11 protein-coding genes and 1 pseudogene are annotated in these 11,947 nt (G+C 55.2%); 7 read left to right on the plus strand and 5 right to left on the minus strand.

Features of this window, described 5'->3' with window-relative positions; translation table 11 throughout:
* Window positions 1-14 precede the first annotated feature (14 nt).
* From B3M32_RS02465 to recF, 3 genes are read left to right on the plus strand one after another with little or no spacing between them, the layout of a single operon-like run.
* Entirely contained in the window at window positions 15-1,607 is a 1,593-nt protein-coding gene (locus B3M32_RS02465; RefSeq protein WP_414655167.1) for a hypothetical protein, read from the plus strand.
* Complete coding sequence (locus B3M32_RS02470; protein ID WP_290743366.1) at window positions 1,604-2,641, plus strand: hypothetical protein; 1,038 nt, start codon at window positions 1,604-1,606, stop codon at window positions 2,639-2,641. The genes B3M32_RS02465 and B3M32_RS02470 overlap by 4 nt, the downstream gene beginning before the upstream one ends.
* A complete protein-coding gene (recF, locus tag B3M32_RS02475) occupies window positions 2,638-3,840 on the plus strand; it encodes a DNA replication/repair protein RecF (protein WP_290743368.1) in 1,203 nt (400 codons plus the stop codon). The genes B3M32_RS02470 and recF overlap by 4 nt, the downstream gene beginning before the upstream one ends.
* Before the next feature lie 165 nt (window positions 3,841-4,005).
* Here the strand turns inward: recF and mscL are convergent, their stop codons facing one another.
* The gene (gene mscL / locus B3M32_RS02480; protein ID WP_290743440.1) at window positions 4,006-4,449 is read right to left on the minus strand and encodes a large-conductance mechanosensitive channel protein MscL; all 444 of its coding nucleotides are present in this window, start codon (window positions 4,447-4,449) and stop codon (window positions 4,006-4,008) included.
* An 86-nt stretch (window positions 4,450-4,535) separates the two neighbouring features.
* Here mscL and B3M32_RS02485 point away from each other — a divergent pair, with 86 nt between their 5' ends.
* Window positions 4,536-5,408 carry a DMT family transporter gene (locus B3M32_RS02485; protein WP_290743370.1) on the plus strand — a complete coding sequence of 291 codons (873 nt, stop codon included), beginning with the start codon at window positions 4,536-4,538 and terminating at the stop codon, window positions 5,406-5,408.
* Window positions 5,409-5,426: 18 nt separating this feature from the next.
* A complete protein-coding gene (coaE, locus tag B3M32_RS02490; protein ID WP_290743372.1) occupies window positions 5,427-6,023 on the plus strand; it encodes a dephospho-CoA kinase in 597 nt (198 codons plus the stop codon).
* A gap of 65 nt (window positions 6,024-6,088) precedes the next feature.
* On the opposite strand, the gene B3M32_RS02495 is transcribed toward coaE, so the two are convergent.
* A complete protein-coding gene (locus B3M32_RS02495) occupies window positions 6,089-7,978 on the minus strand; it encodes a glycoside hydrolase family 9 protein (RefSeq protein ID WP_290743374.1) in 1,890 nt (629 codons plus the stop codon).
* 114 nt (window positions 7,979-8,092) lie between these two features.
* The gene (locus B3M32_RS02500; protein WP_290743376.1) at window positions 8,093-9,064 is read right to left on the minus strand and encodes a glycosyltransferase family 2 protein; all 972 of its coding nucleotides are present in this window, start codon (window positions 9,062-9,064) and stop codon (window positions 8,093-8,095) included.
* Between the two features lie 149 nt (window positions 9,065-9,213).
* On the opposite strand from B3M32_RS02500, the gene B3M32_RS02505 reads away from it, so the two are divergent.
* A complete protein-coding gene (locus B3M32_RS02505; RefSeq protein WP_290743379.1) occupies window positions 9,214-9,480 on the plus strand; it encodes a hypothetical protein in 267 nt (88 codons plus the stop codon).
* A 10-nt stretch (window positions 9,481-9,490) separates the two neighbouring features.
* On the opposite strand, the gene B3M32_RS02510 is transcribed toward B3M32_RS02505, so the two are convergent.
* Both B3M32_RS02510 and B3M32_RS02515 read right to left on the minus strand, forming a co-directional pair.
* Window positions 9,491-10,639, minus strand: coding sequence for an acyltransferase family protein (locus tag B3M32_RS02510; protein ID WP_290743380.1), 1,149 nt, complete (start codon window positions 10,637-10,639; stop codon window positions 9,491-9,493).
* A 3-nt stretch (window positions 10,640-10,642) separates the two neighbouring features.
* Entirely contained in the window at window positions 10,643-11,299 is a 657-nt protein-coding gene (locus tag B3M32_RS02515; RefSeq protein WP_290743382.1) for an MBL fold metallo-hydrolase, read from the minus strand.
* Window positions 11,300-11,465: 166 nt separating this feature from the next.
* On the opposite strand from B3M32_RS02515, the pseudogene B3M32_RS02520 reads away from it, so the two are divergent.
* Window positions 11,466-11,947, plus strand: a pseudogene (locus tag B3M32_RS02520) (NADP-dependent malic enzyme); the annotation flags it as partial.

Here is an 11,947-nt window from a genome sequence, read left to right on the forward strand (position 1 = left end):
TGAATAGATTTGGAATGTTGGTGGCCAGTCTTGCCGTCTCGGCTTTAGCCGCGACGGAGATGCTGTTCAGTAACTCGGCTTTTTCTGTCGCTCCGGGACCGACCGAAGGCTCCCTGTGGGTGCTCAGCCGTGGCGATGTTGCCAGTGGCATGACTCTCTTGAATCTGAAGGAAGGCAATGGCGGCGCCGTGCAGGTCGTGAGCTCCAAGCAAGAAGTCCTTGCAACGGAAAAAACGGCTGTCCAGGACGGAATTTTTACGGACGCCCTTGCCGAACGCCGCCGTACGCCGGCCGTGATTGCGGGAAACCTTGGACTTGTGCTTCCCCGATTCGGAGAAGACGACGAAAACCGTTTCCGGATACCCGAAGGATTCTTTTCTGTCCGTAGGCTGGACGGCAGGAGTATCTACGATACCCCGTTTGAAAACTTGCCGGAATCCGTCGCCGATATTGATACGGCCATGGACTACGCTGTCAGCGGCTTCGCTTACGATTCCTCGAAGTCGGTGCTGTGGATGGCGGGCGGAGTTTCCGGGTTGATTTCTTATGACATATCGAAAGGGACGAACAGTCCCAAGGAAAGTTTCTTCGTCTTTGATTCCGGGAAAAAGACGCTTGTTCCGTTGAAGAGTTCTTCTTCGGAAGACCTGAAAAAATATACGGCGGTTTTCGATGTGGCCGTTCATCCGAAAACGAAAGAACTCTGGTTCGCTACGGCCAAGGGGCTCTGGATTTACGGAGACGACGGTTCTGTCCGTAGCGCTTCGAAACTGCTCGATACGATGCGCGTGACGGGCGTGTGGATGGGTGGCGATCCCCTGCAGGTTGTCGTGGAAACTTCGGCCCGTGTCAAGGAATCCGTGAAGGGCAACCTGTTCCGTCAATACGGGGCCGCGAAGGATTTTGAGAAAGTCGATTTCCTGGATACGGCGAAAAAGGTTGTAAAGAAAAACGTTTATGATAATGCGGACTATACCATAAACAACGTTGTCTTTGTGGGCAGCGAAGCTTTTGTGTGCGTCCGTGCCGTGGATGCGTCCGTGAGCGGCTTCTTGAAGCTGGATTCGCTTGGAGTCCGTGCCTACGAAGGCGATGACGGCAGTGCCTGGCTCTACGGGTTCAACATGGGCGTCACGGACCGCGACGTAATCATCACGTCGATGACGGAATTCTCGATGCCGGGAGGGATTGCTGGACTTGCTATCTCCACGTACGGAAACGGGATATCCGTTTCTGCCGATACGGGCAAGACCTGGACTCCGATTCTGAACCGAGCCAAGCTGAGTGACAACCTTGGATCCATCAGGATGGTCCCGTCGGTGATTGTCGCCGGTAGCGAATCCCTTGTTTCGTACAAGGTGGCGAAGGATGCGAAAATTACCATCGAGGTCTTCAGTTACGATATGAAGAAGGTCCGCCGGATTGTGAAGTCTGCGCCGCGCTCGGCAGACGCCTCGCGCAGTACCAATGCCAAGGAAGATTTTTGGGACGGCAAGGATGACCAGGGTAGACCCTGTACCATGGGCGTCTATTATGTGCGCGTGAAAGACAACCACGGCCACGTAGGCTGGGGCAAGGTCATGACATTGGGAGGGAATAAGAGATGAAAAAATCCCTGGTCATGATTCTCTCGCTTTCACTGACGGGCCTTGCCATGGCGGGCGTCGCCAGCAAAAAGGCTTCCCTGGGCGGCTTTGACGGATTTGTGGAACGCATGGGCGCGGGTACGCGCGAACTTGGCCGAGGCAACACGGGTTCGGCCGATACGGCGAGCATGCCGGCGGCGTACTGGAATCCGGCCATTCTCGGTTTCCGGGAACATTTCTCGTATACGCTGAATGCGGAACGCCGTGACTTGGACCGCATGGGCGGTTCGCTTGGGCTTGAAACTCCCGTGGGCAAGCGAATGGGCGTGGGCTTTGCCATGCTCTATCGCGGTGACCTCGATTTTGACGTGATTGACGAAGACGATCAGACGCTCGGCACGGCATCGCCGTTCTTCTCGATGCTCTATCTTGGTTTTGCGTACCGCGCAACGCGCCGTGATGCGTTCGGCCTTTCGTTCTCCATGAGCTACGACAACATGGATGTTGCCGAATATTACGACAACATTGAGTTGGTGGATGGCTATATGAGTCCGGTAACGTTGAATTTGAGCTGGCTTAGACAGTGGAACAAGAATTGGAGCAGTTCCGTGGTCATCAGGAATGTCAGTTTTAGCAAGAACCTTTCGGCCCGCTGGAGCAAGAATACCAGCACGGACAATTCCGTGGTGTCAACGGAAGGCGTGCGCCCGAAAATTCTGCAGGTGGGCCTCGGTTACCGCTCGAACATCATGGGCAAACCCGTGTATGCCTGGATGGAGGCCATAGACTACCAGGTGGCGGATACGCTCCTGGCGTTCGACCCGCAACTGCACGTGTGGACCGGCCGTGTCGGTTTTGAATGCGAAGTGATTCCCGATGGGACAGTCCGCATAGGAATGGATGATCTCGATGCCATGCTCGGCCTGGGATACAAGTTCCGTGTGCGCATTGGCAAGAAAAAGTACTTGTTCGACGTGAACTACGCTTTGACGTATGAATCCGAAGCGGATTTGTGGAACCCGCTCAGTTTCGGCCTGCGGGGCTACATTCCGTGATTTCAAATATCTTTATCGACGGGGTTCGCTGCCTGTCCGCGTTTGAATGCGACTTTGGACCGGGAATAACCGTGGTCCATGGTGCGAACGGCTGCGGAAAGACGTCCCTGTTGGAATCGGTCCACTTGCTTTCGCAGGGATTCTCTTTCCGTGCCCGCGACCTAAAGGAAATGATTGCCTGGAAGGGTGATGAATTCCTGGTTCGTGGCGAGTTCGTGGACGAACGGCTGGCTACGGGCGTGAACCGCGCAGTCCGTATCGGACGTCGGAGTGCCGAAATTCGCGAGAACGGGGTGTCCCTGAAGTCTCCGGCCTCCCTGTTCGGAAAGATGCCTGCCGTGGTGATGCAACCTTCGGATATAGAACTGTTGCGTGGCGCCCCGGAAGTACGGCGGAGCTGGCTCGACGAAATCCTCTGTTTCAAGTCTGCTGCGAATACGTCCGTGTTGCGCCGTTACAGGCGCGTGCTCCAGCAGAGGAACAAGTGGCTTCGCGATTACAAGCATAATGACGGTGCCGTCGGTGGCGACGAGATGTTCCGCATCCTTACGGACCAGCTGGTAGAATTGGGTGCGAAGCTGTGGGCGGCGCGTCTAGCTCTATCCAGGGAAATCTCCGAAGTCGTTACGGGGTATTACCGGAAGCTCTCGGGCGGTGTCGACGAGATAACGTGCGCCTACAAGAGTTCTATCCTCAAGGAACTGGATGCGCTCGATGGAGCGGAATTCCTGGGCGATGAAGACTTGGACAAGGTGGCGATGGATACCGACAGGCAGTCGCCTTACGAAACTGCGGAAGACGAGGATGGTCCTGTTGACGAGGAATCCCTGCGTGTCGCCTTTTCACGAAAGCTTGCTGGCCTTGAACTGGCGGAGAAATCTTTTGGCGGGACTCTTGCCGGCCCGCACCGCGATGATCTTGGTGTATGTATCGGCGGGAGCGAGATGCGTTCTTCTGGTTCGCAAGGGCAATGCCGCTGCGCCGCCGTGGCGATGCGGTTTGCCGCTGTCGATGTGGCCAGCCGTTACCTGTGCAAGCCCATCCTGTTGCTCGACGATATCTTCGCGGAGCTGGACGTGAACCGCCGCGAGTCGGTGGCATCTCTCATCCGGGAAAAAGCTTGCCAGGTGATTATCGCGACGCCTCAGTTCGAGGAACTGCCGTTCAAGGCGGATGCGGCGATAGAACTTAGAGCTTAGAACTTGGACGTCATCCTTGGCCTGTCATTAGAGTGGTTAGTAATCAGTGGTTAGGGTTCATGACTACGGCTGCCTTGACAGTGTAGGAAAAAGGCCGCCTGTTAAGGCGGTCCTTTAAATGCTTTTGTCTCTAGAAACTATTAACTAGTAACTAGCCCGGGCGCATCACTTCTTCAGCAGGTCGCGGATTTCGGTGAGGAGCTTTTCTTCGGCGCTCGGTTCAGGAGGAGCCGGAGGTGCTGCCGGGGCTGCTTCTTCGGCCTTGCGCATGTTCTGCATGAAACCGAGGAATTTCTTCATCACGATGAACACCACGATGGCCACGATGAGGAAGTCGACGATGCCGCCGATGAAGCTGCCGTAGGGGATGGTCACGCCTTCGGCGGTCGTGAAGGCTAGCGCCTTGAGGCCTTCGCCGGCGTCCTTGCCACCGCCCATGGCGATGATGGCCGTGACGCTCGGCATAACGATGTCGTTCACGAAGGAGGTGACGATTTTACCGAATGCACCACCGATGATAACACCGATGGCCATGTCGACGATGTTGCCCTTGAACGCGAAGGCCTTGAACTCTTCGAGAAGGGACGATGCTTTACCTTTGATTCCCATGGTATGGTCCTTTGTTGATTGTTGTTTCACAGAAAAATAGTATTGTCGTAAGTTTTGGCAAGCCATTTTTCTAAATTTGGCGCGCTATGTCATGGTTGATTCTAGCTTTCGCTTCGGCGGTTTTTCTCGGTTTTTACGACCTGGCCAAGAAAAAGTCGGTACAGGATAATGCTGTCCGTCCGGTTCTGTTGCTCTGCAGTGCCTTTTACGCGCTCCTGATGCTCCCCGTGCTCTTGACGGGACATTGCGAGCCGCTTGCTCTGCACGACCACCTGTTGCTGATGGTCAAGGCGGTGATTGTGGGCCTGAGCTGGCTTTTTACCTACAATGCCATCGCGCACATGCCGCTTTCTATTTCCACGACTATCCGCGCACTTGCACCGCTGTTTACCATCATGATTGCGGTGGGGTTCATGGGGGAACGCCCGTTCGCGCTGCAGTGGGTGGGCATAGCCATCTGCGTGTGCTCGTACATCGGGCTTAGCATGGCGGGCCGCAAGGAGATGGGCCACTTTTTCAGCAACGGCTGGGTGGTGTCGATGCTCGTGGGGACCATCCTTGCGAGCTGTAGCGGCATATACGACAAGTTTATTTTGCAGCGGATGAACTTCGAGCCCCTGACGGTGCAGGTGTGGTTCAGCATCTACATGCTCGCGGTGCAGTTCATCACGACCGCGGTCACGTGGTACCCGACGCGGAAGAAGACGACTCCGTTCCAGTTCCGCTGGAGCTTTTTCGCGGTGGCTGCGCTGCTCATTATCGCGGACCGCTGTTACTTTTTGGCGGTGGGAAACCCCGACGCGCTCATCTCGATTATCACGGTGCTTCGCCGTTCGAGCGTGTTCATCAGTTTTTTGGCGGGTATCGTCATTTTCCGCGAGCGCAAGAGCAAGCTCAAGTTCTTGGCGCTGCTGGGCGTGGTCATCGGGCTCTGCTTGATTTCGCTCGGCAAGGGATAATTTGCTATAATAAAAACCATGAAAAAGGTAGGCGTCACGGGAAGTATTGGTGCGGGCAAGTCCTTCGTGGGCTCGCTCCTGCGCAGTCGCGGTTTCCGTGTGCTTGACGCGGATATTGCCGTACATGCGCTTTACCGCGAAAACGCTACCCTCCGCGGTGAACTTACCGAAAATTTTGGCGAAGAATGCCTTACGACCGACGGCGTGAACCGTGATTACTTTATTCGCAAGATATTCTCGGATGATGCTGCCCGTGAACGCCTGGAATCCATCGTGTACCCGCACCTGACGCGGTACGTGAAGGGCTTTTTGGAAGCGCCAGTGCGCGACGGTGAAAATCCCCAAAGCATCCGGTTCGTCGAGGCGGCCCTCCTTTCGCGAGCTCCCGGAATCGTCGCCCTGCTCGACGAAATCTGGATTGTGGACGCCCCCGAGGCTGTGCGCCTGGAACGCCTGGTAAACCGCGGTATGGATCGTGGTGACGCCCTCAGGCGAATCGAGAACCAGCGCGGCGAATGCGTTGCGGAACGGTTCGCGGGCAAGACAGTGCGGCTGCTCGAGAATGCTAATCCGCACGATTCCCTAGATTTACGGCTAGATTTCCTTTTGCGCTAAAAACCGAAAGCGGCTCCCGTTCAGGAACCGCTTAAGGGGTTGGTATTTTGGGGATTCGCTTTCGCCTAGCGGAGTTTCTTTCCGCGCAGGTCGTAATATTTCTTGGTGCCGTCCATACCGGTCATTTCGAGGCGGAGGCTGTTGCCCTTGACCACGAGCCTGTTGCGTGCACTGACGGGCTTGAAGATCGTTTTCTTGGCCGGGATGGATTCCAGGTCGGTGTAGGTCGCCTTGCTTTTGGAAGACATGTCGTAGGCCTTGCCCGTGGCGAGAATCGCCTGGATGCTTCCGACTACGTAGGCAAACGGTGCGTTCCAGTTAATGGCGACTTCGTTGCTTGCAAAGCTGCAGCTGTTGTCGTAGTAGGCTTCTGCAGGGGGCTTGCCCTTGGCGTAGTCCTGCCTGCAGGTGCCGGCGTCGTTGGCGCTTGCGTTCGGGCCACCGGAAAGCATGCCGGGAACCGGCGCTTCGATGCCGTCGGCCTGGCTTATGCGGTGGTGCGGGCTCATGACGGGGTTGACGCCATAGCCGGTCAGGTAAGACTTGTCGAGCGGGTTACGGCCCAGCATGTAGTCCACGAGGCCGATGGCCGCCTGGAGATACTTGTCTTCTTTGGTGAGGATGTAGGCGTGGATGAGTACCATGCCCTTGTTGGCCGCGATGCTGTTCGAACCCCAGTAGAAGTCGTTGTTGGTCATGGCGACGCCGAAACCGTTGTTCTCGAGGGAGGCGATGTAGTTGTCTGCCAAGGTGAAAATCATTGCCTTGGCGGAATCGACGTCGGCGGCTTCGAATATCTCGGGGTTGGTGGCGATGGTGAAGGCTTCGAGCATCAGGCTGTTGGACCAGCTTTGCAGCGTAGCTTTTTTGCGGTTAATCTTGAGCGTATGGATGGAATCGGTAAAGACCTTGTCGCCGGTGATGCGGAAAAGTTCGGCATTGCCCCAGAGTTTGAGTGTCCAGCCGATGGCGTCCGTATAGGAACCCGTACCGACGTCTTTCGGTTGTTCGTATATGGCGGTTGGGTGCGTGTAAGCCCACCAACGGGCTTTTACGGCTGCCTTGGCGCAGGTGTTGGCGAAATCCTTGTCGAAGGGAGTGTAGATGTCTGCGGCAAGAGCCAAGACGGCGGCAAAGTTCCAGCTGGCTTCGATACCCTTGCCGATGGCGAACCTTGCTGCGGTCGCCTTTTCGGGCATGACCATGCCGGCGAACTGCTTGGTGGTGAGCTTGTGGAATACGCCACCGTCGGCATCCTGCATCGAAAGCATCCAGTCCAGGTTCCAGCGGATCTCGTCGAGAATATCGGGAATTTCGTTCTTGCTTTCGGGAATGTTCAGGTTGAGCGTGTCGAAATAGGCTTTGTTCTGCTGGTAAAGCTGCAGGAGGGTATAGGTGGTAATGCCCGAGTTCACGACATACTTGCCGTAGTCTCCGGCGTCATACCAGCCCTTGGAACCGTTGAAGGTGGAATCGACGCTTGTCGTATGCCCTGTGGAGGCGTGATACCTGACGGCCGTGTCCGGGTGGCCAGCTGCACGGGCGTAGATTCCTGCGTATTCTTCTTCGAGGGCGGTTGACGCTCTTTGGAAGTAGAAGAACTTCAGGGAACCCTTGGTGACGCCTTCGTAGGCATTGTCCGAAACGACGACCGGATGCCCGGCTTCTTCGCCGTTAACGAAAATCGTATATGTACCGGGGGTGTTCAGTTCGCTGAAATCTACGAGCGAAGCGCTTTTCCCGGCCGGTTCCCAAGGCTGTGCTTCCGGGGCTTTTACGGAAAGCACTTCGGTTCCTGCGGAATCCTTGAAGACGACGTCCTTGCCGGCGGCGTCTAGAACGGCAATTTGCTTGAGGCCGCCGGTCAGGAATCCGACCTGGTTCTGGAAAACCGTTGCTGCGAAAAGGGTGCTTGTCGCACAGGCTGTCGCAAGGAAGAAGTTCTTGAAAGTCATGGTAAGTTCCTCTTGTTGTTCTAAAACTAGATTCGTGCGAGGAAATCTTGCCTTTTGGGAATACAAAAAGTGTTTTCAGGCGAAACCACTTTGTATACATCCGTGTACGGATTTCTAGATGATTTTGTTCAATTTTTTAAGGAATTTGGGCGAAAAAAGGAAAATTAGCCGACGGATTACCATCAAGGAAGTCGGCCTGAAGAACAGGTGCTTGCGGACAAGGGCCTTCATTTCGGCGGAGCGCTTGTGGAACTCGCCGCGTATTTCCATAAATTCGTCGAAACTGATGAAATTGAACAGCTTCCGGTAAAGCCAGAACCTTACGGTCTGCATGGCGCGCAGGTTCCTCTTGTCCGTGATGTTTTTTTCCAGTTCCCGGTGCAGGTCGATTATTTGGAACAGGCTGTCGATGCGTTTTTGGCGGTTGGACGGGTTGCTGGTAAGGCTGCCGGTATCGCGGCGCAGGTAGTTGTAGTGGATCCACGGGACCGACTTTATTGACTTGGCCAGGATCAACATCCTGGGCGCATATTCCATGTCTTCGTGGATAATCCCGTTTACGAAAGTCAGATGGTTGCGGTCCACGAACTCCTTGCGGATAATGAACAGCTGGACAGGCGAAAAATCGGTCCGGGTCTGTAGCAGTTCCTGCAGGTCCGTCTTGTGGGCGGTTTCGTGCGGCAACTTGCGTTCCAGGATTTTTTTGCCGTCGGATTCGCGGTACTCGCGAATGCGAAACAGAAAAACGTCTTCGTCGGCCTTGTCGAGCAGGGGAAAGACTTTTCCGAGGAAGCCTTCTTCAATCCAGTCGTCGCTATCGACAAACCAGATGTACTTCCCGGTGGCGGCGGCGGTGCCCTTGTTCCGTGCGGCGCTCAGCCCTTGGTTTTGCTGCTCGATTATCTTGATGCAGGCTTCACGGCTTGCGAATTCCCGGACGATGTTCATCGAGTTGTCGGTCGTGCCGTCATTTACGACAATGACTTCCAGGTTTGCGCGGTCAAATTCTTGGTCGAAAATGCTCTGCAACGTATGCCGCACATACTTTTCGGAATTATATACGGGAATGACGATGGACAGTAACATTTGAAACCTTTCTTTTATGCCTGAAATATAGCTTAAACCGGGAAGATTTAAAGCTCGATCGTTTCGTACCCATAAAATAGGTATTTCAAACATGGAAAAGCGCTTAAATACCTAGATTTGGGAGGCTGACCACGTATCGAGGGAATATAATGTTTTGCAACAGGATTCTAGGGACGACTCATCACGGCACCTACAAGAAGGTTGTCGACGTGCCGCTCCTGCGCGAAGAGCTGAATGCGCATTCGATCCGCTGTATCGCCCGTGATGGCGTGGAGGTGGAAATCGAGGTGGACGAGGAACTGCAGGAAGGCGATATCGTGGCCGAGACGGAACAGAACGTTTACGCTATCAAGATCTATGTTCCGAAAAAGCAGGAACATGTAGAAGTCCCGCGGATGAACAAGAGCTACCTCTGATCGGGGGAGGCTACTTGATGCTCAGGCTTTCGCGGACGCTCACGCGTTCCTTGCCGAGCAATCTATACAGCTTGCAACGAAATAGCGGGATGGCGGCGATGACGCCTGCGGCGACGACGCCTATCGAAAGGTAAGCTATGCCCGGCTTGTTGAAGGAATCCCTGCACAGCAGGCGCATCACGAGCAAGATATACCAGTGGACGGCGAGAATCACGAGAGCATTCCTCGAGATGTTCCGGAGGATTCCCTTTGCGATGCGGATGGGCGGGATGTCCGGGATTTTGTCCATGGCGACAAAAGCGGTGACAAGGCCCGTGATGCCGAAGGCGGAACTCGCGACGAATATCGGCAGGCTCTTGCCGAGGTCGTTGTTCATGATGCTGAAATTCGGGTCGGGGATTTCCGAGGCCGCATAGAGGACGAACGCCGTGACGGACGTGGCTGCGACCAGGCTCCAGGGGATGCCCCGCTTGCCCCAGTTGCAGAGCTTGTCGCGAATCGGGGCCTTGCAAATCCACCCGCAGGCGAAGAAAAAGAGCACCGTCAGGTCACGCTCTATCCCGAGCGGAAGGCGGATGTGGTTTTTGTACATAAGCCACCCGCAGGCAAGGCTTGCGACAGCTATTCCTGCGACTACCGGCGAGGGTTTCTTCAATAACTTTGCAAAAATGCATGCGACCTTTTGCACCGCGTAAAACAGCAGGCTCACGGAATACAGCGTGAATACGAACCATAGCGGCCCCGAGCCGATAGAGGACTTGCCCGCCACGAAGATTTTCGCGAGGTTCCAGTAGAGGTAATCCCAGGTAGTCGCAATTTCGGGGCGGATGTTCATGATGGTCATGCGCGGCGCTTTCGGGAATAGGTCAAAGTTGTAGACGACCGGGTCGAGCGCAAGGAACAACAGCGAAAGCAGGATGTAGGGAACAAGCAAAACGCGTGTTTTGTGTACAAAGTAATTCTTGAAGTTGCTGAAGCGACGCGTGCTGAACAGCATGCCCGAAATAAAGAAGAAGGCCGACATGCGAAGCGCGCTCAGGTGTAGCGTTCCCATGGCTGCCTGTGGGAAGGACTGCTCCACGTGATAGAGGCAAACGAGCAAAAGAACGAATCCCTTGAATTCGTCAATCCAGCCGATTCTTGCGCTGCTGCCGCCCATATCCTAGTACCACCGCTTCTCGCTGGCAATGGTCGTCATGGGTCCGTGGCCGGGGAACACGACGGTTTCTCCCGGCAGGGTCAACAACTTGCTCTTGATTCCCGAGACGAGCGCTTCTTCGTCGCCACCGAAAAGGTCGCTGCGGCCACGGCTCCCCGCAAAAAGGATATCGCCTGCGAACAGGAGCGGCGGAACGTCTTCTTGGCCGTTCACGGTTCCCGGCTTTTCGCAGTAGAACGCGAGCCCGCCGGGGGAGTGTCCTGCCACATGGATGACCTGCAGCCTGATTCCCGGGATTTCGACGGTGTCGCCTTCGGCAAGGTAGTTGCCGAGCGCGGGCGAAGGCTCGCGCAGCGGAAGCCCGAACATCTGGCTCTGTTCTTCTTGCAGGTCCAACAGGAAGGCATCTTCTTCGTGGGCTTCCGGGGCGACTCCGTACGTGCGGGCCGCAAAGGCGTTCCCCAGCACGTGATCCAGGTGCAGGTGCGTGTTCAGGAGCCTTTTGACAGAAAGGCCGCTTTTTTCGAGGTAATCGGAAAGGGCCGCTTCTTCGCGCTCGTTCGAGGCGCTCGGGTCGATGAGGATGGCATCGCCCGAATCGTTGCCCAGGACGAACCCGTTGACTCCGAATGGGTTGAAAGTGAACTGTTTGAGCGTCATTTCGGTAAAAAATACTAAAAAAAAGACCCTTTTATTATGATGTAAATTTTTTTAAATTTGCGTTCCCCTGGAACGCATATAGCTCGGCTTGGCAATGCCAATACTAGTAATGGCGCTGCACTCGCCTTGTGCTATATTTGGCGCCCGAAAAAGACAAGGAGAGAAAATGAGCAAGGATTTGAAAGAACTGGCTCTCGAATACCATTCCATGGGCAAGCCCGGCAAGATCGAAATCGTGCCGACCAAGCCGCACAGCACGCAGACGGACTTGGGACTTGCCTACACTCCGGGCGTGGCCGCCCCCTGTTTGGAAATCGAAAAGGATAACAATCTCGCTTACGAATACACCGGCAAGGGAAACCTGGTGGCCGTGATTTCCAACGGTACCGCAGTGCTTGGCCTTGGTGATATTGGAGCGCTGGCGGGAAAGCCCGTAATGGAAGGCAAAGCACTGCTCTTCAAGATTTACGCGGGCATTGACGTTTTCGATATCGAAATCAACGAGAAAGACCCGAAAAAGTTCATCGAGATCGTGAAGGGAATCGCTCCGACGTTCGGCGGCATCAACCTCGAAGACATCAAGGCCCCGGAATGCTTCGAAATCGAAGACACGCTCAAGGCCGAACTCGACATCCCCGTGATGCACGA

Source organism: Fibrobacter sp. UBA4309, from assembly GCF_002395745.1.
In the GTDB taxonomy this organism is placed as follows: Bacteria; Fibrobacterota; Fibrobacteria; order Fibrobacterales; family Fibrobacteraceae; genus Fibrobacter.